General features: G+C 69.9%; 23 protein-coding genes and 2 tRNA genes. 13 read left to right on the top strand and 12 right to left on the bottom strand.

Translation table 11 applies throughout. The features are described 5' to 3' along the window. The first annotated feature begins 140 nt into the window (after nucleotides 1–140). From EPA64_RS08580 to EPA64_RS08565, 4 genes are all read left to right on the top strand, one after another. Entirely contained in the window at nucleotides 141–923 is a 783-nt protein-coding gene (locus EPA64_RS08580; protein WP_134725843.1) for an ABC transporter ATP-binding protein, read from the top strand. After that, complete coding sequence (locus tag EPA64_RS08575) at nucleotides 920–1,741, top strand: ABC transporter ATP-binding protein (RefSeq protein ID WP_167626633.1); 822 nt, start codon at nucleotides 920–922, stop codon at nucleotides 1,739–1,741. Before EPA64_RS08580 ends, EPA64_RS08575 begins: the two co-directional genes overlap by 4 nt. A 99-nt stretch (nucleotides 1,742–1,840) precedes the next feature. Continuing rightward, nucleotides 1,841–2,842 (top strand): branched-chain amino acid ABC transporter permease, encoded by a 1,002-nt coding sequence (locus EPA64_RS08570; RefSeq protein WP_134725842.1) that lies wholly within the window; start codon nucleotides 1,841–1,843, stop codon nucleotides 2,840–2,842. Nucleotides 2,843–2,852: 10 nt separating this feature from the next. Continuing rightward, entirely contained in the window at nucleotides 2,853–4,196 is a 1,344-nt protein-coding gene (locus EPA64_RS08565) for a branched-chain amino acid ABC transporter permease (protein ID WP_134725841.1), read from the top strand. Between the two features lie 50 nt (nucleotides 4,197–4,246). Here EPA64_RS08565 and purN read toward each other — a convergent pair whose 3' ends face one another. Both purN and purM read right to left on the bottom strand, forming a co-directional pair. After that, a complete protein-coding gene (gene purN / locus EPA64_RS08560) occupies nucleotides 4,247–4,834 on the bottom strand; it encodes a phosphoribosylglycinamide formyltransferase (protein ID WP_134725840.1) in 588 nt (195 codons plus the stop codon). Continuing rightward, nucleotides 4,831–5,880 (bottom strand): phosphoribosylformylglycinamidine cyclo-ligase, encoded by a 1,050-nt coding sequence (gene purM / locus EPA64_RS08555; RefSeq protein WP_134725839.1) that lies wholly within the window; start codon nucleotides 5,878–5,880, stop codon nucleotides 4,831–4,833. The genes purN and purM overlap by 4 nt, the downstream gene beginning before the upstream one ends. Before the next feature lie 158 nt (nucleotides 5,881–6,038). On the opposite strand from purM, the gene EPA64_RS08550 reads away from it, so the two are divergent. Together EPA64_RS08550 and EPA64_RS08545 are read left to right on the top strand one after the other, a co-directional pair. Then, nucleotides 6,039–6,114 (top strand) — tRNA-Ile (locus tag EPA64_RS08550). Between the two features lie 191 nt (nucleotides 6,115–6,305). Further along, nucleotides 6,306–6,932 (top strand): DsbA family protein, encoded by a 627-nt coding sequence (locus EPA64_RS08545; protein ID WP_167626632.1) that lies wholly within the window; start codon nucleotides 6,306–6,308, stop codon nucleotides 6,930–6,932. An 11-nt stretch (nucleotides 6,933–6,943) separates the two neighbouring features. Here the strand turns inward: EPA64_RS08545 and EPA64_RS08540 are convergent, their stop codons facing one another. The 7 genes from EPA64_RS08540 to EPA64_RS08510 form a co-directional block, all read right to left on the bottom strand. Continuing rightward, entirely contained in the window at nucleotides 6,944–7,303 is a 360-nt protein-coding gene (locus EPA64_RS08540) for a YigZ family protein (protein WP_134725837.1), read from the bottom strand. A 46-nt stretch (nucleotides 7,304–7,349) separates the two neighbouring features. Beyond that, a complete protein-coding gene (locus EPA64_RS08535) occupies nucleotides 7,350–9,014 on the bottom strand; it encodes a formate--tetrahydrofolate ligase (RefSeq protein WP_134725836.1) in 1,665 nt (554 codons plus the stop codon). A gap of 268 nt (nucleotides 9,015–9,282) precedes the next feature. Beyond that, nucleotides 9,283–12,915 carry a vitamin B12-dependent ribonucleotide reductase gene (locus EPA64_RS08530; RefSeq protein ID WP_134725835.1) on the bottom strand — a complete coding sequence of 1,211 codons (3,633 nt, stop codon included), beginning with the start codon at nucleotides 12,913–12,915 and terminating at the stop codon, nucleotides 9,283–9,285. A gap of 408 nt (nucleotides 12,916–13,323) precedes the next feature. Continuing rightward, nucleotides 13,324–13,872 (bottom strand): 5-formyltetrahydrofolate cyclo-ligase, encoded by a 549-nt coding sequence (locus tag EPA64_RS08525; protein WP_134725834.1) that lies wholly within the window; start codon nucleotides 13,870–13,872, stop codon nucleotides 13,324–13,326. Then, nucleotides 13,857–15,239, bottom strand: a complete 1,383-nt coding sequence (mgtE, locus tag EPA64_RS08520) for a magnesium transporter (protein WP_134725833.1) — start codon at nucleotides 15,237–15,239, stop codon at nucleotides 13,857–13,859. Before mgtE ends, EPA64_RS08525 begins: the two co-directional genes overlap by 16 nt. A 69-nt stretch (nucleotides 15,240–15,308) precedes the next feature. Then, a complete protein-coding gene (gene hisN, locus EPA64_RS08515; RefSeq protein WP_134725832.1) occupies nucleotides 15,309–16,103 on the bottom strand; it encodes a histidinol-phosphatase in 795 nt (264 codons plus the stop codon). An 80-nt stretch (nucleotides 16,104–16,183) separates the two neighbouring features. Then, nucleotides 16,184–16,540 carry a helix-turn-helix domain-containing protein gene (locus tag EPA64_RS08510; protein ID WP_134725831.1) on the bottom strand — a complete coding sequence of 119 codons (357 nt, stop codon included), beginning with the start codon at nucleotides 16,538–16,540 and terminating at the stop codon, nucleotides 16,184–16,186. A gap of 154 nt (nucleotides 16,541–16,694) precedes the next feature. On the opposite strand from EPA64_RS08510, the gene EPA64_RS08505 reads away from it, so the two are divergent. Together EPA64_RS08505 and EPA64_RS08500 are read left to right on the top strand one after the other, a co-directional pair. After that, nucleotides 16,695–17,660, top strand: coding sequence for an NADPH:quinone oxidoreductase family protein (locus EPA64_RS08505; protein WP_134725830.1), 966 nt, complete (start codon nucleotides 16,695–16,697; stop codon nucleotides 17,658–17,660). 120 nt (nucleotides 17,661–17,780) lie between these two features. Then, nucleotides 17,781–18,527: a Bax inhibitor-1/YccA family protein gene (locus EPA64_RS08500; protein WP_134725829.1), complete on the top strand. Its 747-nt coding sequence runs from the start codon at nucleotides 17,781–17,783 to the stop codon at nucleotides 18,525–18,527. 53 nt (nucleotides 18,528–18,580) lie between these two features. Here EPA64_RS08500 and EPA64_RS08495 read toward each other — a convergent pair. The 3 genes from EPA64_RS08495 to EPA64_RS08485 all read right to left on the bottom strand — a co-directional run bounded on the left by EPA64_RS08495 (nucleotide 18,581) and on the right by EPA64_RS08485 (nucleotide 21,397). Continuing rightward, a tRNA-Arg gene (locus EPA64_RS08495) sits at nucleotides 18,581–18,657 on the bottom strand. 77 nt (nucleotides 18,658–18,734) lie between these two features. Further along, a complete protein-coding gene (locus EPA64_RS08490; RefSeq protein WP_220443728.1) occupies nucleotides 18,735–20,603 on the bottom strand; it encodes a Hint domain-containing protein in 1,869 nt (622 codons plus the stop codon). 317 nt (nucleotides 20,604–20,920) lie between these two features. After that, entirely contained in the window at nucleotides 20,921–21,397 is a 477-nt protein-coding gene (locus EPA64_RS08485; RefSeq protein ID WP_134725827.1) for a GNAT family N-acetyltransferase, read from the bottom strand. A gap of 360 nt (nucleotides 21,398–21,757) precedes the next feature. Between EPA64_RS08485 and EPA64_RS08480 the strand changes: the two genes are divergently transcribed. The 5 genes from EPA64_RS08480 to EPA64_RS08460 all read left to right on the top strand — a co-directional run bounded on the left by EPA64_RS08480 (nucleotide 21,758) and on the right by EPA64_RS08460 (nucleotide 26,812). Further along, on the top strand, nucleotides 21,758–22,240 hold the full coding sequence (locus EPA64_RS08480) for a DUF411 domain-containing protein (RefSeq protein WP_134725826.1): 483 nt from the start codon (nucleotides 21,758–21,760) through the stop codon (nucleotides 22,238–22,240). A 185-nt stretch (nucleotides 22,241–22,425) separates the two neighbouring features. Further along, on the top strand, nucleotides 22,426–23,196 hold the full coding sequence (locus EPA64_RS08475; protein WP_342773361.1) for a 5-oxoprolinase subunit B family protein: 771 nt from the start codon (nucleotides 22,426–22,428) through the stop codon (nucleotides 23,194–23,196). Beyond that, the gene (locus EPA64_RS08470; RefSeq protein ID WP_134725825.1) at nucleotides 23,193–24,224 is read left to right on the top strand and encodes a 5-oxoprolinase subunit C family protein; all 1,032 of its coding nucleotides are present in this window, start codon (nucleotides 23,193–23,195) and stop codon (nucleotides 24,222–24,224) included. The genes EPA64_RS08475 and EPA64_RS08470 overlap by 4 nt, the downstream gene beginning before the upstream one ends. Further along, nucleotides 24,221–25,000: a LamB/YcsF family protein gene (locus EPA64_RS08465; RefSeq protein WP_134725824.1), complete on the top strand. Its 780-nt coding sequence runs from the start codon at nucleotides 24,221–24,223 to the stop codon at nucleotides 24,998–25,000. Before EPA64_RS08470 ends, EPA64_RS08465 begins: the two co-directional genes overlap by 4 nt. Nucleotides 25,001–25,237: 237 nt before the next feature. Next, complete coding sequence (locus EPA64_RS08460; RefSeq protein ID WP_134725823.1) at nucleotides 25,238–26,812, top strand: 2-isopropylmalate synthase; 1,575 nt, start codon at nucleotides 25,238–25,240, stop codon at nucleotides 26,810–26,812. Nucleotides 26,813–26,842 lie beyond the last annotated feature (30 nt).

Raw genomic sequence — 26,842 nt, 5'->3', positions numbered from 1 at the left:
CGACGCGATCCGGCGCAGCCGCGCCGGGTCGCGGCATCAAGACAAGGACCGACCGCAAAGGACGGCGCCCCACGAACGGGCAGCCGACATGGTCACCCATCCGGCAGACGCGCGGCCGGGCGGGACAGGGGGGAAACGCGATGATCCGGGTCCACGACCTGCACCGGCATTTCGGCGGCTTTCGGGCCGTGGACGGTGCCAGCCTGCACATCCGCAAGGGTTCGATCACCGGGCTGATCGGCCCCAATGGCGCGGGAAAATCAACTCTTTTCAACGTGATCGCCGGGGTTCTTTCACCAACTTCGGGACGGGTCGAAATGGATGGCGAGGACGTCACCGGCCTTGCCCCGCATCAGCTGTTCCACAAGGGCCTGCTGCGGACGTTCCAGATGGCGCATGAGTTCGCCTCGATGACGGTGCGCGAGAACCTGATGATGGTCCCGCCCCGCCAAAGCGGCGAGACGCTGGTCAACGCCTGGCTGAAGCGCGGCGCGATCCGCGCCGAAGAGGCAGCACTGCGCCGACGCGCCGACGAGGTGCTGGACTTCCTGACCATCAGCCACGTCGCCGACGAAAAGGCCGGCAACCTGTCGGGCGGCCAGAAAAAGCTGCTGGAACTGGGCCGCTGCATGATGGTGGACGCCAAGATCGTCTTCCTGGACGAGGTGGGCGCGGGCGTGAACCGCACCCTGCTGGGCACCATCGCCGACGCCATCATCCGCCTGAACCGCGAGCGCGGCTATACCTTCTGCGTGATCGAACACGACATGGATTTCATCGGCAAGCTGTGCGATCCGGTGATCGTCATGGCCGAAGGCAAGGTGCTGGCCGAGGGGCCGGCTGCCCACATCATGGAAAACGAGGCGGTGATCGAGGCCTATCTGGGCCGCGGCCTCAAGAACAAGGACAAGGTGGGCGCATGAGCGATCCGTTCGCCAACCGCGGCAACCGCGACGCCTCGATCGTCAACCCGCGCGGGTCAGGCACGGTCGACGGCACGCGTGCCAGCGGACCGACCCGGCCCGGCCGCGCGGGCGACGCCTTCCTGATCGGCGAGGCCATGCGCGGTGGTTACGGCAAGGCCGACATCCTGAACGGCTGCACGCTGGCCGTCGAAAAGGGCCAGATCGCCGTGATCGTCGGCCCGAACGGCGCCGGCAAGTCCACCGCGATGAAGGCCATCTTCGGGATGCTGAACCTGCGCGAGGGCAGCGTGCGCCTGGACGGGCAGGACATTTCCGCCCTGAATCCGCAAGACCGGGTGCGCGCCGGGATGGGCTTTGTTCCGCAGGTCGCCAACGTCTTCCCGACCATGACGGTCGAGGAGAACCTGGAGATGGGCGCCTATATCCGCGGCGACGATTTCCGCCAGACGATGGCGCAGGTCTATGAGCTGTTCCCCGCAGTGGCCGACAAGCGCCGCCAGAACGCGGGCGAGCTGTCGGGCGGCCAGCGCCAGCAGGTCGCCGTCGGCCGCGCGCTGATGACACGCCCAAAGCTGTTGATGCTGGACGAGCCGACCGCGGGCGTGTCGCCCATCGTCATGGACGAACTGTTCGACCGCATCATCGAGATCGCGCGCAGCGGCATTTCCATCCTGATGGTCGAACAGAACGCCAAGCAGGCGCTGGACATCGCCGACATCGGCTATGTGCTGGTGCAGGGCGCGAACCGTTACACCGACACCGGGGCCGCCCTGATGGCCAACCCCGAGGTGCGCCGCACCTTTCTGGGGGGCTGACGCGATGGGCAATCCCGAAAACACCTGCCGGGTCTGCGCCGCAGCCCTCCGCCCCGCGCCCGCCCGCCCTGCACAGCCCACAGACCGGGGGACCGCCTGATGGACCTGCTGAACGCCCTCGTGGCGATCCTGAACTTTGTCGTGATCCCCGCGTCGGCCTATGGCGCGCAGCTGGCGCTGGGGGCGCTGGGGGTAACGCTGATCTATGGCATCCTGCGGTTTTCCAACTTTGCCCACGGCGACACGATGGCCTTCGGCACCGCCGTCACGATCCTGCTGACCTGGGGGTTGCAGGCGGGGGGCATCAGCCTTGGCCCGCTGCCGACCGGGCTGCTGGCGCTGCCCGTGGCCATCGCGTTGACGTCGGTTCTGGTGCTGGTCACGGACCGGCTGGTCTATCGCCATTACCGCCGGGTCAAGGCCAGCCCCATCGTGATTGTCATGGCCTCGGTCGGGGTCATGTTCGTGATGAACGGGCTGACGCGTCTGGTGATCGGCGTGGACGAGATCCAGTTCGCCGACGGGGCGCGGTTCGTCGTCTCGGTCCCGCAGTTCAAGGCGATGACCGGCCTGGACGAAGGGTTGGCGCTGCGCACGACGCAGGCGATCACGCTGGTCCTGACGGCGGCGGCGGTCTGGGCGCTGTTTGCGTTCCTGAACCGCACCCGGGCGGGCAAGGCTATGCGCGCCTATGCCGACAACGAGGATCTGGCCCTGCTGTCCGGGATCGACCCGGAACGGGTCGTGCGCCTGACCTGGATCATCGCGACCGCGCTGGCGGTGGCGGCGGGCACGCTCTATGGCCTCGACAAGTCTTTCAAGGCCTTCAACTACTTCCAGATCCTGCTGCCGATCTTTGCCGCCGCCATCGTGGGCGGTCTGGGCAGCCCGCTGGGCGCGGTCGCGGGCGGGTTCGTCATCGCCTTCTCCGAGGTGGCGCTGACCTATCCGTGGAAGAAGATCGCCCAGTATCTGGGGTTCGAGCCTGCGGGCCTGCTGCAGCTGCTGTCCACCGAATACAAGTTCGCCGTCAGTTTCGTCATCCTGATCGTGGTGCTGCTGGTCAAGCCGACCGGCCTGTTCCGCGGCAAGTCCTATTGAGGGGGCGCCCATGTCCAGCAACCGCCAGGCCGACGCCCCCTCCAGCCCGCTGCGCGCGCCGCTGCTGTTCGCCGCCGTGGCGGTGCTGTTCGTGCTGGAAGGCACGCTGTCGAACGCATGGTTTTCCGGTTCGTGGAACAGCGCGCTGACGATCCTGAACATGGGGCTTTTGTCGGCGGTAACGGCGCTGGGCGTCAACATGATCTGGGGTTATGGCGGGCTGTTCAACGCGGGCGTCGTGGGGTTCCTGGCGCTGGGCGGGTTGGCGCCGGTGCTGGTCTCGACGCCGGCCGTGCCCGGGGCCTGGGCTGCGGGCGGGCCGCGCATCCTGCTGGCGCTGGCCGCGGGGCTGGGCGCGCTGGCGCTGGCGACGCTGGTCGCGCGGCGCAGCCCGCCGCGCTGGCGCGTGCCGCTTGCCGCCGTCGTCGTGCTGGCGGGTTATGCGCTGTTCCGCACCGTCTTCGACCCCGCCGTCGCCGCGATCGAGGCCAACAACCCCGCCAAGGCCGGCAACATCGGCGGGCTGGGCCTGCCGGTGCTGCTGTCCTGGCCGGTGGGCGCGCTGTTCGCCGCCGCCGCCGCCTGGGCGGTGGGCAAGGTCGCACTGGGGCTGCGGTCGGATTATCTGGCCATCGCCACGCTGGGCATCGGCGAGATCATCATCGCCGTCCTGAAGAACGAAGGCTGGCTGGCCCGCGGCGTGCTGAACATGACCGGCGTGCCCCGGCCGGTCCCGTATGAACTCGACCTGCAGGCCGATCCCGATTTCGTCGCCCGCGCGGCGGGCTGGGGCATGGACGCGGCGACCGCGTCGGGCATCTGGGTCAAGCTGTGCTATGCGGGGCTGTTCGTCGTCGTGCTGGTCGCGCTGATCGTGCTGTCGGAACTGGCGCTGCGCTCGCCCTGGGGGCGGATGATGCGGGCCATCCGCGACAACGAGATCGCGGCATCGGCGATGGGCAAGGACGTCACCCGCCGCCATCTGCAGCTGTTCGTGATCGGCTGCGCGGTGATCGGGCTTGCGGGCGCGATGATGATCACGCTGGACGGGCTGATGGCGCCGGGCGGTTACAACCCGCTGCGCTATACCTTCCTGATCTGGGTGATGGTGATCGTCGGCGGGTCGGGGAACAACTGGGGCGCGGTGCTGGGCGCGCTGCTGATCTGGTTCCTGTGGATCAAGGCCGAGGTCTGGGGCCCCGCCGCGATGGCGCTGCTGACCGCGCCCTTCCCGGACGGGCCGATGCGCAGCCATCTGATCGACAGCGCCCCGCAGATGCGGTTCATCGCGATGGGGCTGGTCCTGCTGCTGGTGCTGCGCTTTGCGCCGCGCGGCCTGCTGCCGGAACGGTAAGAACGGGGGCGCTGCCCCCGCGGCCCCGGAGTATTTCAGCCAAGAAGATGCTAGAGATCCAGGCGTCCGGTCTGCCCGGCCGCGAAGCGGCGCAGCACGGCCGGGTAAAGCCGATGCTCGGCCGCAAGCACCCGCGCGGCCAGCGTCTCGGGCGTGTCGCCGGTCATCACCGGCACCCGCGCCTGTCCCAGGATCGGACCGTCGTCCAGCGCGGACGTGACCAGATGGACGGTGGCCCCCGCCTGCCTGTCACCGGCCGCCAGCGCGCGCGCATGCGTGTCGAGGCCCGGATACAGCGGCAGCAGCGAGGGGTGGATATTCAGCATCCGCCCGGCAAAGCGGTTCACGAATGACGGCGTCAGAATCCGCATGAAGCCGGCAAGGCAGATGATATCTGGCTGTGCTGCCAGCAGCGGTTCAAGCAGCGCCTCCTCGAACGCCGCGCGGTCGCCGGGAAAGGCGCGGTGATCGACCGCGGCGACGGGGATGCCGCGCGCCGCGGCCCGTGCAAGGCCCGCCGCCTTTGGATCGTTCGACGCGACCAGCACCGGGCGCGCGGGATGGTCGCCCGTCATGCTGTCAACCAGCGCGACCATGTTCGATCCGCCGCCCGAAATCAGGATGGCGGCGCGTTTCACCACGCGGCGCCCGCATAGCGGACGCCCTGCCCTTCGACCACATGGCCCAGACGGCAGACCCGCTCGCCCGCGTCGGAGAGGAGCGCGGCCAGCGCTTCGGCGCGGTCGGGTGCGACCGCCAGGATCATGCCGATCCCGCAGTTGAAGGTCTTGAGCATCTCGGTCTGCGGAATGTTTGCGATCCCGGCCATCCAGCCGAACACCGGGGGCGGCGTCCATGCGTCCAGATCGACCTCGGCCCCCAGTCCGGCGGGCAGGACGCGGGGCAGGTTCTCGGTGATGCCGCCGCCGGTGATGTGCGCCGCCGCGTGGACGCCGCCCGCGCGGATCGCGGCCAGCACCGGGCGCACGTAAAGCCGCGTCGGCGTCAGCAGCGCGCGGCCAAGCGGCGCGTCCGCGAACGGCGCGGGCGCGTCCCACGCCAGACCCGCGGCCTCGACCACCTTGCGGACCAGCGAATAGCCGTTGGAATGCACCCCGTCCGAGGCCAGCCCCAGCAGCACGTCACCCGCCGCGACGCCCTGCGGCAGCTGCGCGCCGCGTTCCATCGCGCCCACCGCGAAACCGGCGAGGTCGAAGTCGCCGCCGTGATACATGCCCGGCATCTCGGCCGTCTCGCCGCCGATCAGCGCGCAGCCGGACCGCCGGCACCCCTCGGCGATGCCGGTGATGACGCGGGCGGCCTGATCCACGGCGAGCTTGCCGGTGGCGAAGTAATCCAGGAAGAACAGCGGCTCGGCCCCCTGGCACACCAGGTCGTTGACGCACATCGCGACCAGGTCGATGCCGACGCCGTCCAGCTCGCCCGTGTCGATGGCGATGCGCAGCTTGGTGCCGACGCCATCGGTCGCCGCGACCAGCACCGGGTCGGCAAAGCCCGCCGCGCGCGGGTCGAACAGCGCGCCGAAGCCACCCAGCGCATCCATCACGCCGGGCCGCGCGGTCGCGGCGGCGGCGGGCTTGATCCGGTCGACCAGCGCGTTGCCGGCGTCGATGTCCACCCCGGCTTCGGCATAGGTCAGGCCCTGCGGCCGGCTGTCGGTCATGGTGGTTTCCCCTGCGCTGAACGGTGCGGCTGACGCGCGGCAGACATAGCGCAGGCCCCGCGCCGGGGCAATCACGCCGCCTCGGCCGGCGTCCGGCCAGCGCCCGCTTGACCGCCCGCGCGTCATTTGCGACAGCCTGTGACGGATGGCCCAAGGCGGGGCCCGTAGCTCAATGGTCAGAGCAGGGCGCTCATAACGCCTTGGTTGGGGGTTCGAGTCCCTCCGGGCCTACCACCCGCCTGAACCCGGGGGACTGTCCGTCGATTGGTCCGGCGAACCGCACCGCGCGGGACATGACCCTGGTGCAGCGCGCGCCAGCACACGCCCCGTTCATCATCTCTGACCAATCGTGAACGGCCATGCCCTCGCGTTCCGGGCGGTCCCGCAGCAGGATGGCGCGACCTTCCAGACCGACAGGATGCCCCATGCTGACCCGACGCCACGCCTTGACCGGACTTGCAGCCTTGACAGGATTGGCCGCCGTGCCCGCGATGGCCCAGGGCCGCGCGCCCGATCCGAACCCGGTCCCACCGGTCATCCGCAAGGCGCTGGAACAGGATCCGAACGCGCCTGCGGTCGGCGCCGCCAAGCCCACGGCGGTGATGGTCGAGTTCTTCGACTATAACTGTCCGTATTGCCGGACAGCGATGCCGACCGTGGCCCGGCTGTTGCGCGCCGATCCGGCGCTGCAGCTGGTGCTGCGCGAATGGCCGGTCTTTGGCGCGGGATCGGTGTTTGCCGCGCGGGCGGCGCTGGCATCGCGCGCGCAGGGGAAATACTGGGCGTTCCACACCGCGCTGCTGCAGATCCGGGGCCCGGCCGAGGAGGCGACGGTCATGCGGACCGCCCGCCGGGTCGGCCTGGACGAGGGGCAGCTGCGCGCCGACATGGACAGCCAGCCTGTGACGGACCACATCGACCAGTCGGAGCTGATGGCGACGCATTTCGGCCTGATCGGGACGCCCACCTTCATCATCGGCAGCCGTTCGACCTTTGGCCGCCCGGACGAGGATGAGCTGCGCGGGATGATCGCCGCCTATCGGCAGGGCTGAGCGCGAACCCGTCAGCCGTTCAGCGCCGCCAGATAGTGGCGCACGGCGGCGATCACATGGCGAAAGCGGTCGCCGCCCAGATGCTTGCCGCCATACCAGCGCGTCACGATGACGACGTGATCGTCCAGCCCTTCGGTTTCCAGCATCCGCAGGATGATGGCGCCCGCGCCCGCCTCGCCGTCGTCGGCCTTCAGGCCCGCGCCGCCGAGCCGGGCGGCCCAGCTGTGGTGCGTCGCCTTGGCGAAGCGGCGGACCGAGGTCAGCTCGGCCAGCATCGCGGCGATTGCCGCGCGGTCGGCGACCGGCCCGCCGGACACCGCATAGACCGACCCGCGGTCGGTGATGATGCGGTCGTGGACGGTCAGCGGCATGGCGCGCGGCCCGCGGGCGTCGGTGCGGGCGCGCGGCCCCGCACGGTCAGAACAGCCCCTCGATCCGGCCCTGCGCGTCGATGCCGATGCGTGCGGCGGCCGGGCTGCGGGGCAGGCCCGGCATGGTCATGATGTCGCCGCAGATCGCCACCACGAAGCCGGCGCCCGCCGCCAGCCGCACCTCTCGGATCGGGATGGTAAAGCCGGTCGGCGCGCCAAGGGCGGCGGGGTCGCTGGAAAAGCTGTATTGGGTTTTCGCCATGCAGACCGGCAGGCGGCCGTGCGTGTGCTGCAGTTCCTGGATGCGGGCGCGGACGGCCGGCGGCGCCTCGATCCCGTCGGCGCGATAGATGCGGCGCGCGATCGTCTCGATCTTGTCCCACAGCGGCATGGCGTCGGGGTAGAGCGGCTGGAAATCCGCCCGCTGGGCGGCGATGCCCACGACCTCGCGGGCCAGCGCCTCGGCCCCTGCCCCGCCCTCGGCCCAGTGGCGGCAGACGATGGCGCGGACCCCCGCGCCCGCAGCCGCCGAGTCCACCGCGGCGATCTCGGCGGCCGTGTCGCCGTCGAAATGGTTGATGGCGACGACCAGCGGCAGGCCGAACTGGCGCATGTTCTGGATGTGCCGGACGAGATTGGCGCAGCCCGCGCGGACGGCCGCCACATCCTCGGACCCCAGGTCGGTTCGCGCAACGCCGCCGTTCATCTTCAGCGCGCGGACGGTGGCCACCAGCACCACGGCCGCAGGCGCCAGCCCTGCCTTGCGGCACTTGATGTTCAGGAACTTCTCGGCCCCCAGATCGGCGCCGAAGCCGGCCTCGGTCACGACGTAATCCGAAAGGCGCAGCGCGGTCGTCGTGGCGATCACGCTGTTGCACCCATGCGCGATATTGGCGAACGGCCCGCCGTGGACCAGCGCGGGCGTGCCCTCGATCGTCTGGACCAGGTTCGGCTGCATCGCGTCCCTGAGCAGCACGGTCATCGCGCCCTCGGCCTCCAGGTCGCCGGCGGTCACGGGCGATCCGTCGCGCCGCCGCGCCACCTCGATCAGGGCCAGCCGCGCCTGCAGGTCGCGCAGGTCGGTCGCCAGGCACAGGATCGCCATCACCTCGGACGCGACGGTGATGTCAAAGCCGCTTTCGCGCGGGATGCCATGCGCAGGCCCGCCCAGCCCCAGCACCACCCCGCGAAGGGCGCGGTCGTTCATGTCCAGCGCCCGCCGCCAGCTGATCCGGCGCGGGTCGATGTCCAGCGCGTTGCCCCAGTGCAGGTGATTGTCGATCATCGCCGCCAACAGATTGTGGGCGCTGGTGATGGCGTGGAAATCGCCCGTGAAATGCAGGTTCATGTCCTCCATCGGGATGACCTGCGCCCGCCCGCCGCCCGCCGCGCCGCCCTTCATGCCGAAGTTGGGGCCAAGGCTCGCCTCGCGGATGCAGACCGTGGCGCGCGCCCCGATCCGGTTCAGCGCGTCGCCCAAGCCCACGGTGGTGGTGGTCTTGCCCTCGCCCGCAGGGGTCGGGTTGATCGCGGTGACAAGGATCAGCCGGCCCATCGGACGCGCCGCCAGCCCCGCGATGAAATCCTGCGAGATCTTGGCCTTGTCGTGGCCATAGGGCAGCCAGTCCTGCGTCCCCAGCCCCAGTCTCGCGGCGATCTCGGCCATCGGCCGCTTGCGCGCGGCGCGCGCGATCTCGATGTCGGTCGCCATTCGTCCCTCGTTTTGATGCAGGCTAGCGCGGCGGCGGCGGCCCGAAAAGATGCCGCCGCCCGGGTTTGCCCCGGACGGCGGCGACTGTCCCCGCGTTTTCCGCGCGTTCTGCTGCCCTCGACAGGTTCCCCGCCACTCCGGTGGTCGGAGATCGTGCAGCCCTCCCCCCGGTCGGGCCGGGTCGTGTCCCGGTCGCCCGGCCGCATGGTCCCCACCCGCGGCCGGTCCGGGCGCGGCAGCCGGGGATCGCCCGGCCGCCGGTCGTCTCTCAGCTGCAGCCCGACGTGCCGCCGCAGGTGTTGCATTTCATGCAGGTGCCGTTGCGGACCAGCGTATAGTTGCCGCATTCGCCACAGGGGTCGCCCTCGTATCCCTGCATCTTCGCCTTGGCGCGCGGGTCCAGGCTGACCGCGACGGTGGTCGTCTCGAACACGGCGGCCTGTTCGGCCATGCCGGTCGCCATCGCGGCGGATGACGCCCCGCCCTGCAGGACCATCAGTTCCTGCGGCAGGCGCTTGCGCAGATACCCGGTCGAGCTGATCTGGCGCAGCATTTCCAGCGAGCGCGACTTCTCTTCGCTGACCGCGGCCACGTTGCGGCCCTCGGCCTCGCCGCCGCCCAAGCTGTCAAAGCTGGTGCCGTTCGGCTTGACGTGGGCCAGGTCGGTGCGGTCCAGATAGCTGACCGCCAGTTCCCGAAAGATGTAATCCAGGATCGAGGTCGCGTTCTTGATGCTATCGTTGCCCTGCACCATCCCCGCCGGCTCGAACCGGGTGAAGGTGAAGGCGTCCACGAACTCCTCCAGGGGCACGCCGTATTGCAGGCCGACCGACACGGCGATGGCGAAGTTGTTCATCATCGCCCGGAAGCCCGCGCCCTCCTTGTGCATGTCGATGAAGATTTCGCCCAGCTTGCCGTCGTCGTATTCGCCGGTGCGCAGATAGACCTTGTGGCCGCCGATCAGGGCCTTCTGGGTATAGCCCTTGCGGCGGGCGGGCAGCTTTTCGCGGTTCGACCGGATGGCCTCCTTGACGATGATCCGCTCGACGATCTTCTCGGCGATGACGGCGACTTTTTCGTGGGCGGTGCCGTTTTCCAGCACTTCGGCGGCCTCGTCGTCGTCCTCGACCAGCGCGGATGCCAGCGGCTGCGACAGCTTGGACCCGTCGCGGTAAAGTGCGTTGGCCTTGATCCCCAGCGACCACGACAGTTCATAGGCCGCCAGCGCATCGGTGATCGTGGCCGTGTTCGGCATGTTGATCGTCTTGGAAATCGCGCCCGAGATAAAGCTTTGCGCCGCCGCCATCATCCGGATGTGGCTGTCCACCGACAGATAGCGCGTGCCGGTCTTGCCGCAGGCGTTGGCGCAGTCGAAGACGCTGTAGTGTTCGGGCGCAAGGTGCGGCGCGCCTTCCAGCGTCATGGTGCCGCAGACATGGTCGTTGGCCGCGTCGATCTGGGCGCGGGTGAAACCAAGGTGGCGCAGCAGGTCGAAGGACGGGTCCGCCAGCTTGCCCGCGGGGATGCCCAGTGTGCCCTTGCAGAAATCCTCGCCCAGCGTCCACTGGTTGAAGACAAAGCGGATGTCAAAGGCCGAGGCCAGCGCCGCGTCCACCTTTTCCAGCTCGCGCGCGCCGAATCCGTGGCCGATCAGGCTTGCGTGGTTGATGCCCGGGCAGTTGCCAAGGCTGGCGTGGCCGACGGCATGGGCCACGATCTCTTCGATCTGGGCGCTGGGATAACCCAGCGTTTCCAGCGCCGCCGGAACCGATTGGTTGATGATCTTGAAATAGCCGCCGCCCGCCAGCTTCTTGAACTTGACCAGCGCGAAGTCGGGCTCGATCCCCGTCGTGTCGCAGTCCATGACCAGCCCGATGGTGCCGGTGGGCGCGATCACGGTCGTCTGGGCGTTGCGGAAACCATGCTCCTCACCCAGGGCCAGCGCCTTGTCCCAGGCGCGCTGCGCCATGGTCGCCAGCCGCGGGTCGGGGCAGTTGTCCACGTCCAGCGCGACCGGGTTGACGTTCACGCCCTTGTATTCGCCCGTGCCGTGGGCCGCCGCGCGGTGGTTGCCGATGACCCGCAGCATCGCATCGGCGTTGCGGGCATAGCCGGGGAACGGCCCCAGTTCGCCCGCCATCTCGGCGCTGGTCGCATAGGATACGCCGGTCATCAGCGCGGTCAGCGCGCCGCACAGCGCCCGGCCCTCGTCGCTGTCATAGCCGAGCCCGAGGTTCATCAGCAGGCCGCCGATATTGGCATAGCCAAGGCCCAGCGTGCGGAAGTCGTAGCTGCGCTGCGCGATTTCCTTCGACGGGAACTGCGCCATCAGCACGCTGATCTCCAGCGTGACGGTCCACAGGCGCGTGGCGTGGACATACCCGTCCGCGTCGAACTGGCCGCCCTGCAGGAAGGTCAGCAGGTTCATCGACGCCAGATTGCAGGCGGTGTCGTCCAGAAACATGTACTCGCTGCACGGGTTCGACCCGCGGATCGGCCCGTCCGCCGGGCAGGTGTGCCAGGCGTTCACCGTGTCGTGGAACTGGATGCCGGGGTCGGCGCAGGCCCAGGCGGCGTGACCGACCTGGTCCCACAGCTCGCGCGCCTTGACGGTTTTCGCAGTCTTGCCGTCGGTGCGGCGGATCAGCGCCCAGTCGGCGTCGTCGCGCACGGCGCGCAGGAAGGCGTCGGTGACGCGGACCGAATTGTTCGAGTTCTGGCCCGAGACGCTTGCGTAAGCCTCGGAGTCCCAGTCGGTGTCATAGGTCGGGAACTCGATCGAATCGAAGCCCTGCCGGGCATATTGCAGAACCCGGTTGATATAGGTTTCCGGGATCATCGCCTTTTTGGCCGACCGGATCGCCGTTTTCAGCGCCCCGTTCTTCGCCGGGTCGGTGGCGGCGTCCCCGGCGCCATCCCAAACCCGAATGGCTGCGAAGATCTCGTTCAGCTTCGCCTCATGCATCTTGGAACCGGCCACCAGCGAGGCGACCTTCTGCTCCTCGATGACCTTCCAGTTGATGAACGCCTCGATGTCGGGGTGATCCATGTCGCAGATCACCATCTTCGCGGCCCGCCGCGTGGTGCCGCCCGACTTGATCGCGCCCGCCGCGCGGTCGCCGATCTTGAGGAAACCCATCAGGCCACTGGACTTGCCGCCGCCCGACAGCTTTTCCCCCTCGCCGCGCAGCGAGGAAAAGTTGGTGCCGGTGCCCGAGCCGTATTTGAACAGCCGCGCTTCCCGGACCCACAGATCCATGATGCCGCCGTCGTTCACCAGATCGTCGCTGACCGACTGGATGAAGCAGGCGTGCGGCTGCGGATGTTCATAGGCGGTGGCCGACTTGACCAGCTTGCCGGTCTGGAAATCGACATAGAAATGGCCCTGCGACGGCCCGTCGATGCCATAGGCCCAGTGCAGCCCGGTGTTGAACCACTGCGGGCTGTTCGGCGCGCCCATCTGGCGGGCCAGCATGTGGCGCATCTCGTCGTAATAGGCGCGGGCGTCGGCCTCGGCGGTGAAATAGCCGCCCTTCCAGCCCCAATAGGCCCAGGCGCCGGCCAGCCGGTCGAACACCTGCCGGGCCGAGGTCTCGCCCACGAAACGGTCGGCTGCGGGCAGAGCGGCCAGCGCCGCCTCGTCGGGGACCGAGCGCCACAGGAACTCGGGGATGCCCTTTTCGCGCACGCGCTTCAGCACGGCGGGAACGCCGGCCTTGCGGAAATATTTCTGCGCGATGACGTCGGATGCCACCTGGCTCCAGCCCTGCGGCACCTCAACGGCCTCGTTGCGGAACACGATGGTGCCGTCCGGGTTGCGGATTTCCGACGTGGTGGTGACGAAGTCGATGCCGCCGTATGCGCCGGTCCTGTCGCTGGTGAAACGCCGTTCGATCTTCATCCTGTGCCCCCTGCGCGCGGCCTTGGACCGCCTGTTCTGGTCGTGGTGCCATCGGCCCCGCGCGTCATGCGGCGGGACCGGCGACCCCTTGGGGCCGCGGCGTCGGTTCTGGTCTGCTGCCGGGATTGGCACCAGATATGGTGGTCACGCTTCCGACAGCCCACAACCTGAAGCGGACGAGACCTGCGATCAAGAGGTTTATTTCAGCCCGCGCCGGACCTTCGCCGTTGACAAGCGAAGCGGGTGCGATCCGCGGCCGGCCGACTCAAATCCTTAACGGCGCGGGGGATGAAACGCGCGCGGACGGTTTCCCGTGCCAAGGGACGACTTAGCCCCCGCCGTTCAGCGATTATCCACAAGACCGTGCACAGCCGCACCCGCGGCCGGGTCCGGCCAGGGGCGGATGATTTATTTTTGACGCGCCATGATCCCGCGGTCCGTCACAAGCAGGTCCAATGGCTCGTCGGTCGGCTCGACGGGAATCGGGGCGACCTGCTGGCCGGCCCAGGCCAGTCCGATGGCCGTCACCGGCCCGCGCGCGCGCAGATGCGCCAGCGTGCGGTCATAGAACCCGCCGCCATAGCCCAGCCGGTTCAGCCCCGCGTCGAACCCCGCCAGCGGCACGATCAGGACGGTGGGGCTGACCTCGGGGCAGGTTTCGGGCGGATGGCTGGTGCCGAAGACACCGGGAACCAGCGCCTCGCCCCGCCACAGGCGAAAGCGCAGGGGAGTCGCGCGGGCCACCACCTCGGGCAGGCAGACGGGGCCGTCGTGGGCGGCCATCGCGGGGCGCGGATCGGGTTCGCCTCGCATCGGCCAGTAACCGGCCAGCACCGCCCCGCCATGCGGCGCCAGCGCCGCCGTCAGGTTGGCCGCCAGCGCGTCCGCGCAGCCCCCGGCCATGCGCGCGGCCAGTGCGGCATTGCGCAGCGCCGTCTTGGTCAGATCAGAACCCATGTCGCCAACCCCAGGAATGCCAGAAATCCGATCACGTCGGTCAGCGTGGTCACGAATGTCCCGGCCGCAAGCGCCGGGTCCAGGCCCATCCGTTCCAGCGTCAGGGGCACCATCACGCCCCCCAGCGCGGCGACCAGCAGGTTGATGACCAGCGCCGCCGCCAGCACCCACCCCAGCGCCGCCGATCCATAGGCGAGATAGCCGACCAGCCCCATGATGACGGCGAACAGCAGGCCGTTGACCAGCCCCACCACGGTTTCGCGCCAGACCACGCGCCCGGCGTTCGACCGCGTCAGATCCTTGGTGGCCAGCGCCCGCACCGCCACCGCCAGCGACTGCGTGCCCGCGTTCCCGCCCATCGACGCCACGATCGGCATCAGCGCGGCCAGTGCCACGATCGCCTCGATCGTGCCGGAAAACCGCGAGATGACGAAGGCCGAGACGTTGGCCGTCAGCAGGTTCACCAGCAGCCAGGGCGCGCGCCGGCGCACGGTGTCCACCACCCCGTCGGACAGCGAGTTTTCTGGCCCGACCCCCGCAAGGCGCAGGAAGTCCTCCTCGTGTTCCTCGTCCAGGACGGACATGGCGTCGTCCATCGTGATGACGCCGACCAGCCGGCCGTGGGCATCGACCACCGGCGCCGAGATGAGGTGATACTGGTTGAACGCATAGGCGACGTCGCCTTCCTCTTGCAGCACGTCGATGGTGCGGAAGCTGTCCTCGACGATGTCGCGCAGCCGCGTCGCGCGCTGGGACGACAGCAACCGGCCCAGCGTGACATAGCCGATGGGATGGCGGCGCGGATCGACCAGGATGACGTGATAGAACTGGTCGGGCAGAACCTCCTCGGTCCGCAGGTGGTCGATGGTCTCGCCCACCGTCCAGTGTTCGGGGGCGGTCACCACCTCGGACTGCATCAGGCGGCCGGCCGAGTACTCGGGATAGGTCAGCGACTGTTCCACGGCGACCCGGTCGGGATCGTCCAGCGCCGCAAGCACGGTCTCGCGCTCGGGGCCTTCCAGATCCTCGAGCAAATCGACGACGTCGTCGGTGTCCATCTCGCGCACGGCGTCGGCCAGCACGTCGCGGGGCAGCTGCTCGACCACCTCTTCGCGGATCGATTCGTCGATCTCGGCCAGGATCTCGCCATCGATCTCGCCGGAATACAGGCGCAGCAGCTCGCGCCGGCGCTGGGGGCCAAGCTGTTCGATCAGGTCGGCGATGTCGGCAGCGTGCAGGGGTTCCAGCAGCGCGTCCAGCCGGTCGCCGTCGCCCCGATCCAGCGCATCCGAGATATCGGCGATCACCGCCCGCGACGGGGCGAAATCGTCGTCATCGGGGTCGATGTCCGGGCGCTGGTCGGTCATCACGGTCCCCCTGTCCGGCTGTCGCGCGCAACCTAGCCGCGGGCCGCGGCGGCGACAACCGCCCCGCCCTCAGCCGGCCAGCAGGGCCAGCGCCGCGGCGTGCAGTTCGGGGGTGGCCGCCGCGATCACCCGGCCGCCGTCGTGCGCCGGGCCGCCCTGCCAGTCGGTCACGATGCCGCCGGCCGCCTGCACGACCGCCATCGGCGCCACGATGTCATAGGGCTGCAGCCCCGCCTCGATCACCAGGTCGATCTGCCCCAGCGCCAGCAGCGCATAGGCATAGCAGTCCATGCCATAGCGGGTCAGCCGCACCTGCGCCGCGACCCGGCGGAAGGCCGCGCCCTCGTCCGGGGTGCCCACCTCGGGATAGGTCGTCATCAGCGTGGCGTCGGCCAGCGCCACACCGCGGCGCACCGCCAGGTTGCGGTCGCCCTGCGGCGCGGTCAGCCGGGCGGCGCCCAGCCCCCCCTCGAACCGTTCGCCGGTCCAGGGCTGGTCGATGATGCCGTGGATCGGCCCGTCGGCGTCCGCGATGCCGATCAGCACCCCCCAGCTGGGCGCGCCGCACAGATAGGCGCGGGTGCCGTCGATGGGGTCCAGCACCCAGGTCAGCCCGCTGGTGCCCGGCTGCGCGCCGTATTCCTCGCCCAGGATGGCGTCGTCGGGGCGCTGCGCGCCCAGTATGGCGCGCATGGCGCGTTCGCTGGCGCGGTCGGCCTCGGTCACCGGATCAAAGCCGGTCGCCGCCTTGTTGTCGGGGGCCAGCGCCGGGCTGCGGAAATACCGCAGCGTCTCGACGCGGGCGGCGTCCGCAAGGGCGGCGGCGGTGGCGCGCAGCGCCTGGCTGTCGGGGCGCGGGGTCATGGCCGCCTTTGCATCGGTTGCGTCGCGGGCCTGTCTAGCGCCGCGCGACGGCCTTGGCCAGCCGCCGGTCCCCCTGCCCCTCAGGCGGCGTGGGACAACACGCGCGCCAGCTCATAGATCTGGCGGCGCTGCGCCTCGGGCATCGTGTAATAGGCGCGCACCAGTTGCAGCGCCTCCTTGTCGGCCAGCAGATCGACCTCGGCCTCGGTCGGGGCGTCGCCGCCCAGGCCCTCGAAAAAGAACGCCACCGGGGCCTCAAGCGCACGGGCGATATCCCAAAGCCGCGACGCGGACACGCGGTTCATGCCCGTTTCGTATTTCTGGATTTGCTGGAACTTGATCCCCACCGCTTCGGCCAGCTGTTGCTGGGTCATGCCGATCGTCCAGCGACGGTGGCGAATGCGTTTTCCAACATGTACATCGACCGTGTGTTTCATCGCTGCATCCCTACTCAATCTAAAGAGGCAGTAACCCGTCAGAACGCAATCAGCGAGACGATTCAGTGGTCATAGGTCCATATCTGACCAAAAGGACAGGTGCCGCAAGCTGTCTTGCGCCGTTTTCGCGACAACTCACGCAGAAAGCCAGAACATGAGCCGAATCATTCAGATAGCGCGGCAGGGCGCGGCCCCCGAACTGGGCCGCCGGGCGCCCCCCGAACCCGGTCCCGGGCAGGTGCGGCTGCGCCTGCACGCCGCCGCGCTGAACTTTGCCGACCTGCTGATGATCGAGGGGCGGTATCAGGACGCACCCCCCTTTCCCCTTGTCGCCGGGATCGAGGGCGCGGGCGTCGTCGAGGCCGCGGGCGAGGGCGTCGCCCTGACGCCGGGCACCCGCGTCGCCGTCACCGGCCCCGGCACGCTGGCCGATCACGGGGTGTTCGCCGCCGATCTGTGCATCGCGGTCCCCGACCGGATGAGCCTGGCGCAGGCGGCGGGGTTCCAGATCGCCTATGGCACCAGTCACCTGGCCCTGACAGGCCCGGGCGCGCTGGCGGCCGGGCAGCGGGTGGTCGTGCTTGGCGCGGCCGGCGGCGTCGGCCTGACCGCGGTCGAGATCGCCTCGGTGCTGGGGGCCGAGGTGGTGGCCGTCGTCCGCGGCGAGGACAAGGCCGCGCCCGCGCGGCAGGCCGGTGCGGCGGTGGTGATCGACAGCGCGGCGGAACCCGACCTGCGCGCGGCGCTGCGGGCGCACGGTCCCGCCGACATCGTCTATGACCCGGTGGGCGATGCGGCGGGGTTGGCTGCGTTCGGGGCGCTGCGGACCGGCGGGCGGCATCTGCTGATCGGCTTTGCCGGGGGCAAGCCGCCGGCCCTGCCGCTGAACCACGCGCTGGTCAAGAACATCGCCATCCACGGGTTCTATTGGGGCGGTTATCGCCAGCTTGACCCCGCCGCGCTGCGCGCCAGCCTGACGGCGCTGTTCGCGCTGTTCGATCAGGGGCGGCTGAACCCGACCCTGGGCACCGTCCTGCCGCTGGACCGCGCGGCCGAGGGCTATGCCCTGCTGCGCGACCGCCGCGCGGTGGGCAAGGTCGTCATCACGATGACGGAATAGGGCGCGGTCGCGCCCGTTTTCGGCCGTCGCGCGGTTGAAACGTGCCCGCCCTGCACCGATATTGTCGCTGGACGGCTGGGCCTGCGCCCGTTGCCGCAGGAACAGCAGAGGGAGAGTAACATGGCTGATTTCAACACGATGCGCCGAACGGCCACCGCGGCCGGGCACGGCGCGGTCTATGACCAGGGCCTGCGCGCCTATATGAACAAGGTCTATGGGCTGATGACGACCGGCATGCTGGTGACCGGCGCGACCGCGTGGGGCCTTGGGCAGGCGATGGTCGGCCCGGGCAACCAGCTGACCGGCTTTGGCCAGACGATGCTGCAGACGCCCCTGAAATGGGTCATCATGTTCCTGCCGCTGGTCATGGTGTTCGCCTTTGGCGCGGCGCTGCGGCGCCTGTCGGTGCAGGGCGCCACGATGCTGTTCTATGCCTTCGCGGTCGCGATGGGCGCGTCGCTCAGCTGGATTTTCCTGCGTTATACGGGCGTCTCGATCGCGACGACCTTTGTCGCCACCGCGGCCGGCTTCGCCGGGCTGTCGCTGTTCGGTTATACCACCAACCGCGATCTGTCGGCGATGGGCCGGTTCCTGATGATCGGCCTGATCGGCCTGCTGGTGCTGATGATCGTCAACTTCTTCATGCAGTCGCCGGGCGTCCAGTTCGCCATCTCGGCGGCGGGCGTGCTGATCTTTGCCGGCCTGACTGCCTATGACACGCAGAACATCAAGAACACCTATCTGGAGCTTGCGAACTCGGGCAGCGACTTTCTGGGCAAGTCCGCGATCATGGGCGCGCTGACCCTGTATCTCGACTTCCTGAACCTGTTCATGTTCCTGCTGAACTTCATGGGCGAGCGCGAGTAACCGCGCCGTCCTGCCACGACAAAGGGCCGGCGCTTGCGCCGGCCCTTTTTCATTGGCGACCCCGGGAGGGCTCGAACCCCCAACCTTGGACTTAGAAGGTCCCTGCTCTATCCAGTTGAGCTACGGGGCCAACCCGCCCCTGTTGGGCCAAACCGCCGCCGGGATCAAGACCGGCGGCGGTTCGTTCCGGCCGCAGGCCGTCGCGGATTACAGCACCAGCGCCTTGCGGTTCTGGGCGTGGCGCACGGCCAGCCTGCGGCCCATCCGCCCCGACAACAGCGGGCGGGCGGCGGCGGGCAGGTCGGCCGGGTCGCGGTCGCGCAAATCGGGGAAGATCGCGAAGATCTCGTCGCGCGCGGTGGCGCCCACGGCCTTCAGCGCCTCGGCCCCGGTATACAGCGACTCGGTCGGCGCCCCGTTCGAAAACACGACCTCGTGCCGGTCGCACAGAAAATGGACATAGGTCACCTCGGCCGCGTCGTCGATGTCGATGCCGTCGATCTGCAGCAGCTGCTTGGCCGCGACCAGAACCTCGGGGGCGCCGAACATCCGCTGGGCGATGGCCGAACGGACCAGAACCCGGTGCTGGGGGCTGACCACCAGATCGGCGCAGGGCAGGCCGTCACCCAGCGCGCCCTTGCGCAGCCGGATCGGCCGCAGGTTGGGGTGCTGCGCCAGCACCGTCGCGTCCAGCCGCCGCGCGCCCACCCAGCGCACCGGCTGCAGGCCGTTGTCGGCGGTCAGGACCAGATCGCCCGGCGCCAGATCCTCGGCCGCGACCTCGCCCCGGTCGGTGCGGATCAGGGTGCCTGCGGCAAAGCAGGGCACCCCCATCGCGAACAGTTCCGCGTTGGTATAGGCGCTGTCGCGCCCGACGCCGCGCAGGGTGACGCTTTCCCCGCCCGCGAAGGTCAGCACGACGTCGTCGAACTGTCCGTCGCCGTCGGAATCGACCAGCATCTGGGTCACATCGCCCACGTCGACCGGGTTGCCGTCCGCGTCGGTCAGCCCGCTGACGTCCAGGCGGTCGACCGAGCTTGCCACCCCGCCGGTGGTCACCGCCCCCTCGAAGTCGAAGACGTTGTCCGCGCCGTCGCCGTCGGCCAGCACCAGCACGTCCGCCGCCCCGTCGCCCCGCGCGCCGCCGGCGCCGCCCAGCAGGATGGTGTCGTTGCCCGCCCCGCCGGTCACGGTGTCGGCGCCGCTGCCCGCGTTGATGGCGTCGTTGCCGGCGCCTGCGTTCACCAGATCGTCCTGGCTGCCGGCGTTGATCGTGTCGCCATAGCCGCTGCCGGTGATCGTGTCGTTCCCGCCCGAGGTGCTGACGTTGAAACCGCCCGTCGCCGCGCTGCCATCGACGCTGTCACCGGATTCACCGGTCACGACCGTCTCGATCTCGCTGAAGGTGACGGTCGTCGCGCCCGCGGTCAGGGTGCCCGCCTCGGCCCCCGTGAACACCAGGTCCGCCCGGCCGGGCAGGACATAGCCGTCCAGCGCGTCGAAATCGTTGCCCGTCTCGCCGCCCATGACGGTCGCGGCGCCGCTGCCCGCCTGGCCCACGTCGATGGTGAACCCGTCGCGCCCCTCGCCGCCCTGCGCGAGGTCGCCCGCGCCGACCCGGAACAGGTCGTTGCCGTCGCCGCCGACAAGCGCATCCGCCCCGTCGCCACCGTCCAGGCTGTCGTTGCCCGCGCCGCCCAGCAGCGTGTCGTCGCCGGCGCCGCCCAGCAGCGTGTCGTTGCCGCCGCCATCCAGCCCGCCCAGCGTGTCGCCAAAGCCATAGATGACGTCATTGCCCGCGCCGCCGTCCACCACGTCGGACCCGTCACCGGCATAGATCGTGTCGTCGCCCGCACCCGCGCGGATCGTGTCGTCGCCGCCGAACCCCTGGATGACGTCGTCGTCCGTGCCCGCCGCATTGTCGCCCGCGTCGACCATGTCGCCTTCGGGATCGCCCGAATAGCCGCCGTCGATCAGGTCGGCGCCGGCCGTCCCCTCGACGACATTCGCCACCGCGGCGGGTTGGATGAGGCCATTGTCCTGATCCGCGCCCGGCGCGGCGTCCGCAGAGATCATGTGGTCAGAAAAGCCTTTTTCGGCCATTTCGATTGTCTCCGAATTGCGCCGGAAAACAGGCGCGGAAAATGACGCGGCCGGCGGAACCGGGCGCTTTGAATGTGCAAACTGCGATCGCGCGATAGGGTCGTTCTGCCCGTTTCGTTCGGACCGTGACCGGCGGGCATGGCCGGACCTGCGGCTTCGCTGACACAGATGCGCCGCATTCTGCGGACAAGGGGCAGAATTGCGGACCGGGGGGAATCGGACAACTGGTCCTTTTGGACAGGTTTGCCCGCCCGTCCCGGTATTGCGGGGGGCGGGCAATTCCGTCGGGATCAGCCCAGCGGCATCGACATGAAGACGCTGTTGGGGTCCGGTCCGTAACCCTCGAACGGGGGGCATTCCCGAAATCCGGCGGCGGCGTAAAGGCCGCGCGCGGCGACAAACGTGGGCTGCACGCCCGTTTCCAGCGACAGCCGCGCCAGCCCCGCAGCGCTGGCATGGTCGATCAGCGCCGCAAGCAACTGCCGGGACAATCCGCCGCCGCGTTTTTCAACCAGAACGTGCATCGACTTGATTTCGCCATGATCCGGCGCAATGCGCTTTATCGCGCCCATGCCGACCGGCACGTCGCCGTCGCGCAGGACAAGAAACGTGATCGCAGCGTCGTCCAGCGCGGCGCGCGGCATCATGTGGATGGATTCAGGCGGCGTGTCGGCGTGCATTGCCGCGACATGCCGTTCGAACAGCAGATCAAGATCGGCGCCCAGGGGGCTTTCGACCGCAATCGTGACGCCGTCGCGCCGCGTCATTGCGGAAACCGGAACGGGTGGCATTGCAATCCCGAGTTGTTTTTCGCGACCATGTTCATGCGCCTATCCAGACAGGTTCCACCGCGCGAACATAGCCGCCGGGGCGCAGTCGCGGAAGGTGCAAGGAACATGCGCCGGTCGCGTCGATACGGTCGACAGCGCGGGACAGCGGCGTCCGATGACGACGTGCGGGAATGTCCCTGCCGTTTGCGCGCCGGGCGCCGTTCAGGGCCGATCACGGCTGCCGCCGCGACGCAGGGCCGCAGGCCCGCCGCGGGATCGGGCCTGCCGCCGGGGGCCGGACGATGATAGATGCCGTTCCGTGGACAGCAGTTTGTCCCGGCCTGGACGAGGTTTCGGATGCAGCACATCATCAATCGCCGCGCGGTCCTGCGCGCCGCCGCCACTTTGCCGCTGATGCTGGGGCTGGCCCGGACCGCAGGCGCGGCCACCCTGCCGCTGGTAACGGTCACCAAGGATCCGTCCTGCGGGTGCTGCGGCGACTGGGTGCAGCATCTGCGCGCCGAGGGATTTCCGGTCCGGGTCATCGAATCGGCCGATGTCGACAGCCTCAAGCAACGGCTTGGGGTGCCGCCGGACCTTGCCTCGTGCCACACCGCCGAGGTCGGGGGCTATGTGGTCGAGGGGCACGTCCCCGCCCCCGCCATCCGGCGGATGCTGGCGCAGCGGCCGGACGCCACGGGGCTTGCGGTGCCCGGCATGCCGGCGGGCTCTCCCGGGATGGACTATCCGGGTGTCGCGCCCGAGCCTTATGACGTCATCCTGTTCGCCCCGTCGCGCCGCGCGACATTCGCGCGGTTCAACGGCAAGCACGAGGTCTGACCGCCGGGCGCCCCGGCATTTCCGCACGGGGCGCCGGCAGACGCGTCCCGGCAGCGCGCTGCGGTCAGCGCCATCCTCGCCGCGCCGCATGGCCGGTCGGCGGCGCACACGTCTGGACAGCCCCCCCCGTCCTGTCCGATGCTTTGCGCCCGTCCCGTCGCAGGGTTTCCCATGCCGCCCGACCTTTGCCGCCCATCGCCGCCGATCCCCTGCCCGAGGCAGGGATGAGCGGCGGCGACTGGCCGCGCATCGCCCTGTCCGGGCTGGACGGGCTGGCCGTCACCTTTGCCCCGCGGCTGACCGAGCCTGCGAACCGCGCGGCGCTGGCGCTGCGCGAGGCGATCGGGTCCGCCGCCTGGCCCGAGGTGGCCGAGACGGCGGCATCGCTCGTCTCAACCTATGTGCGGTTCGACCCGCTGCTTGATCCGGCCCCGCTGCGGGCGCGGGTCGCGGCGCTGGTCGCGGCGCGCGACTGGACGGCCGCGCCGCTGCCCGGCGACCGGCGGCTGATCCGCATCCCGACCTGCTACGACGGCGCACATGCGCCACAGCTGGACGAGGCGGCCGAGATGGCCGGGCTGACCCGCCCGCAGGCGGTCGAGCAGCTGGCCACCGCCCCCCTGCGGGTGCTGGCCATCGGCTTTGCGCCCGGCCAGCCTTACGTGGGCGAGCTGCCGCCGGCGTGGGACATCCCGCGCCAGCGCGCGCTGACCCCGCGCGTGCCGGTGGGGGCGCTGGCCGTCGCCATCCGCCAGCTTGTGCTGTTCGCTGCCCCGACGCCGACCGGCTGGCGGCAGGTCGGGCAGACCGCCGCGCGCCCGTTCGACCCGGCGGCGGCGGAACCCTTTCTGCTGCGCGCGGGCGATGCGCTGGCGTTTCCGCCCGTCGATGCCGACCGGCTTGCGGCGCTGGCCCGCACGCCGGGCGGCGGCATCAGCATCGGGGCGCTGGCATGACGCTGGTCGTGCTGTCCTGCGGTCCGGGCGTCACGGTTCAGGACCAGGGCCGGCCGGGCTGGCTGGCGCAGGGCCTGTCGCGCGGCGGCGCCGCCGATCCGGTGGCGCTGACCGAGGGTGCGGCGCTGCTGGACCAGTCGGCCGCGCTGGCGGTGATCGAGATGGCGGGCGCGCCGGCCCGCTTTCGCACGACCGCGCCCTTGCGGATCGCCCTGACGGGCGCGCCGTTCCGCGCCATCCTGCGCAAGGGGGCCGAGGACCGGCCGCTTGCCTGGAACGCCAGCCACCGCCTGCCTGCGGACGCCGAACTGCTGCTGACCCCCGGCGCGGGGGGCGGCTTCGCCTATCTGATACCCGGCGGCGGGCTGGACACGCCCACGGTGCTGGGCGCGCGGTCGGCGCATCTGGCCGCGGGTATCGGCGGACCGCTTGCGGTGGGGTCCGGGCTGCCGCTGGGCACCGACCGGGGCGGCCCCGTCGATCTGGGGCTGGATCCCCTGCCCCGGTTCGCGGGTGGCGTGATCCGGGTCGTCGAAACCCTGCAGACGGCGCTGTATCCCCCGGACGAGATCGCGCGCGTCCAGCGCACCGACTTCCGCCGTGACGCGCGCGGCAACCGCATGGGCGTGCGGCTGGACGCGGGCGACGCGGCGGGCTTTGCCGCGCCGGGCGGGCTGTCGGTCGTGTCCGAGATCGTGCAGCCCGGCGATGTCCAGATCACCGGCGACGGCACGCCGTTCGTCCTGCTGGGCGAATGCCAGACGACCGGGGGCTATCCAAGGATCGCGACCGTCCTGCCCTGCGACCTGCCGGTCGTGGCACAGGCGCCGCCGGGGGCCGTGCTGCGCCTGCGATTCGTTTCGCGCGAGGCCGCGCGCGCGGCGATGGCCGACCACGCCGCCGCGCTGGCCGGGCTGCGCGCGCGCATCCGGGCGCGGCTGCGCGATCCGGCGGCGATCGCGGACCTGCTGGCCTATAACCTCGTGGGCGGAGTCGTCAGCGCCCACTTTGACCGGGACGCGCCATGACGACCTTGTCCGTCGACCTGAACGCCGATCTGGGCGAAAGCTTCGGCCCCTGGCCGATGGGGGACGACGCGGCGCTGCTGCGGGTGATCTCGTCGGCGAACGTCGCCTGCGGGGTTCATGCGGGCGACTGGGACGTGATGGCGGGCACGATGGCCGCGGCGGTCGCGCAAGGGGTCGGCATCGGCGCGCATCCCGGATTTCCCGACCTGCAGGGCTTTGGCCGGCGCGAGATGCAGATCGGCCCCGACAGCGCCGCCAATCTGGTGCGCTGGCAACTGGGCGCGGCGCAGGCGATGGCGCGGGCGGCGGGGGGGCGGGTCCGGCACCTCAAGCTGCACGGGGCGCTGGCCAACATGGCGTCGCGCGACGCGGGTCTGGCGCGGGCCTGTTTTCAGGGCGCGCTGTCGGTCGATCCCGACATCGTCCTGATGGTGCTGGCGGGGACCGCGCAGCAGGACGCCGCCCGCGAACTGGGCGCGCGCGCGGCGTGCGAGATCTTTGCCGACCGCGCCTATAACCCCGACGCCACGCTGGTGGACCGCCGCCTGCCCGGCGCGGTGATCCACGACCCGGCGGCCGCCGCGGCGCGCGTGGTGCGGATGGTCTGCGCAGGCGCGATCCTGCCCGAGGGGGGCCATCCGATCCCGACGCGCATCGACACGATCTGCCTGCACGGCGACACGCCGGGCGCGGTCCAGATCGCCCGCGCCGTGCGCGCCGCGCTGGCGGATGCCGGCATCGCCGTCGGGCGGTTCACGGGCGCGCGGCTGGACTGACCGGCCGCGTCGATTGCCCCCTTTCCTTCGCCGGACGCAGCGTTATAGTCGCCGTCATGACGCGGACCCGCATCCTTGCCTCGACCCACACCGCCGACGCCCGTCCGGCCGGCGCACGGTTCGTGAACCTTCGCGGCCTGCTGCTTCTTACGCTGCGCTGAGCGGGTCCAGCCGGGCCGCCGCTCACTTGGCGCAGCGCCCGGCAACCCCCGCAGACCAGCCAGAAAGAAGCGACAGATGACCCAGACCCGTGACCCCAGCCGCGTCCTGATCTTCGACACCACCCTGCGCGACGGCGAACAATCGCCCGGCGCCACCATGTCCCATGCCGAAAAGCTGGAAATAGCAGGGATGCTGGACGAGATGGGCGTGGACATCATCGAGGCGGGCTTTCCCATCGCCTCGGAAGGCGATTTCGCCGCCGTATCCGAGATTGCGAAACAGGCGCAGAACGCCGTGATCTGCGGCCTTGCCCGCGCCCAGATCCCCGACATCGACCGCTGCTGGGAAGCGGTGCGCCACGCCCGCCAGCCGCGCATCCACACCTTTATCGGCACGTCGCCCCTGCACCGCGCGATCCCGAATCTCGACATGGACCAGATGGCGGACCGCATCCATGAAACCGTGACCCATGCGCGGAACCTGTGCGACAACGTGCAGTGGTCGCCGATGGACGCGACGCGCACCGAACACGACTATCTGTGCCGTGTGGTGGAAATCGCGATCAGGGCAGGCGCCACCACGATCAACATTCCCGACACCGTGGGTTACACCGCGCCCCGCGAAAGCGCCGCGCTGATCGCCATGTTGCTGGAACGGGTGCCCGGCGCCGACGGGATCGTCTTTGCGACCCACTGCCACAACGACCTGGGGATGGCGACGGCCAACAGCCTTGCCGCGGTCGAGGCGGGCGCGCGCCAGGTCGAATGCACCATCAACGGGCTGGGCGAACGCGCCGGCAACACCGCGCTGGAAGAGGTGGTGATGGCGCTGAAGGTGCGCCACGACATCATGCCGTTTTCCACCGGCATCGACACGCGCCGGATCATGGGCCTGTCGCGCCGTGTGGCGCAGGTGTCGGGCTTTCCGGTGCAGTTCAACAAGGCCATCGTCGGCAAGAACGCCTTTCTGCACGAAAGCGGCATCCATCAGGACGGCGTGCTGAAGAACGTCGAGACGTTCGAGATCATGCGCCCCGCCGACATCGGCCTGAACGAGGCCAACATCGCGATGGGCAAGCACTCCGGCCGCGCCGCGCTGCGGTCCAAGCTGGCCGACCTGGGGTATGAGCTGGGGGACAACCAGCTGAAGGACGTGTTCGTGCGGTTCAAGGCGCTGGCCGACCGCAAGAAAGAGGTGTTCGACGACGACCTTGTCGCGCTGGTTCAGGACAGCGCGGCCAACACCGACAGCGACTATCTGCAGGTCAGGACGCTGCGCGTGGTCTGCGGCGGGGGCGAGCCTGCGACCGCCACGCTGACGATGGTGGTGGGCGACGGCGAACAGACCATCGAACGGCAGGGCGACGGGCCGGTGGACGCGGCCTTCAACTGCGTGAACGCGCTGTTCGCGCATCAGGCGACGCTGCAGCTTTACCAGGTTCATGCCGTGACCGAGGGCACCGACGCGCAGGCCACCGTCAGCGTCCGGCTGGAGGAGGACGGCCGCATCGCCACCGGCCAGGCCGCCGACACCGACACCATCCTGGCGAGCGTCAAGGCCTATGTCGGCGCGCTGAACCGGCTGAAGCTGCGGCGCGAAAAGACCTCGCCCGACAGCGACACCCGGTCGATCAGCATGTATTCGCACTGAGGCACGGGCGGCGGCAGCGCCGCCCCTTTC

This window comes from Paracoccus luteus (assembly GCF_004522155.1).
GTDB classification, from domain to species: domain Bacteria; phylum Pseudomonadota; class Alphaproteobacteria; order Rhodobacterales; family Rhodobacteraceae; genus Paracoccus; species Paracoccus luteus.
This window is presented reverse-complemented; position numbering and strand designations above follow the sequence as displayed.

Excerpts from the sequence above, each read along its gene's own strand:
- EPA64_RS08460 (WP_134725823.1), top strand. The coding sequence starts at position 25,238 with ATGACCCAGACCCGTGACCCCAGCCGCGTCCTGATCTTCGACACCACC.
- EPA64_RS08480 (WP_134725826.1), top strand. The coding sequence starts at position 21,758 with ATGCAGCACATCATCAATCGCCGCGCGGTCCTGCGCGCCGCCGCCACT.
- EPA64_RS08510 (WP_134725831.1), bottom strand. The coding sequence starts at position 16,540 with ATGAAACACACGGTCGATGTACATGTTGGAAAACGCATTCGCCACCGT.
- EPA64_RS08545 (WP_167626632.1), top strand. The coding sequence starts at position 6,306 with ATGCTGACCCGACGCCACGCCTTGACCGGACTTGCAGCCTTGACAGGA.
- EPA64_RS08575 (WP_167626633.1), top strand. The coding sequence starts at position 920 with ATGAGCGATCCGTTCGCCAACCGCGGCAACCGCGACGCCTCGATCGTC.
- EPA64_RS08505 (WP_134725830.1), top strand. The coding sequence starts at position 16,695 with ATGAGCCGAATCATTCAGATAGCGCGGCAGGGCGCGGCCCCCGAACTG.
- EPA64_RS08570 (WP_134725842.1), top strand. The coding sequence starts at position 1,841 with ATGGACCTGCTGAACGCCCTCGTGGCGATCCTGAACTTTGTCGTGATC.
- EPA64_RS08470 (WP_134725825.1), top strand. The coding sequence starts at position 23,193 with ATGACGCTGGTCGTGCTGTCCTGCGGTCCGGGCGTCACGGTTCAGGAC.
- hisN (WP_134725832.1), bottom strand. The coding sequence starts at position 16,103 with ATGACCCCGCGCCCCGACAGCCAGGCGCTGCGCGCCACCGCCGCCGCC.
- purM (WP_134725839.1), bottom strand. The coding sequence starts at position 5,880 with ATGACCGACAGCCGGCCGCAGGGCCTGACCTATGCCGAAGCCGGGGTG.
- mgtE (WP_134725833.1), bottom strand. The coding sequence starts at position 15,239 with ATGACCGACCAGCGCCCGGACATCGACCCCGATGACGACGATTTCGCC.
- EPA64_RS08565 (WP_134725841.1), top strand. The coding sequence starts at position 2,853 with ATGTCCAGCAACCGCCAGGCCGACGCCCCCTCCAGCCCGCTGCGCGCG.
- EPA64_RS08540 (WP_134725837.1), bottom strand. The coding sequence starts at position 7,303 with ATGCCGCTGACCGTCCACGACCGCATCATCACCGACCGCGGGTCGGTC.
- EPA64_RS08500 (WP_134725829.1), top strand. The coding sequence starts at position 17,781 with ATGGCTGATTTCAACACGATGCGCCGAACGGCCACCGCGGCCGGGCAC.
- EPA64_RS08490 (WP_220443728.1), bottom strand. The coding sequence starts at position 20,603 with ATGATCTCTGCGGACGCCGCGCCGGGCGCGGATCAGGACAATGGCCTC.
- EPA64_RS08530 (WP_134725835.1), bottom strand. The coding sequence starts at position 12,915 with ATGAAGATCGAACGGCGTTTCACCAGCGACAGGACCGGCGCATACGGC.
- EPA64_RS08535 (WP_134725836.1), bottom strand. The coding sequence starts at position 9,014 with ATGGCGACCGACATCGAGATCGCGCGCGCCGCGCGCAAGCGGCCGATG.
- EPA64_RS08485 (WP_134725827.1), bottom strand. The coding sequence starts at position 21,397 with ATGACGCGGCGCGACGGCGTCACGATTGCGGTCGAAAGCCCCCTGGGC.
- EPA64_RS08465 (WP_134725824.1), top strand. The coding sequence starts at position 24,221 with ATGACGACCTTGTCCGTCGACCTGAACGCCGATCTGGGCGAAAGCTTC.
- EPA64_RS08580 (WP_134725843.1), top strand. The coding sequence starts at position 141 with ATGATCCGGGTCCACGACCTGCACCGGCATTTCGGCGGCTTTCGGGCC.
- EPA64_RS08525 (WP_134725834.1), bottom strand. The coding sequence starts at position 13,872 with ATGGGTTCTGATCTGACCAAGACGGCGCTGCGCAATGCCGCACTGGCC.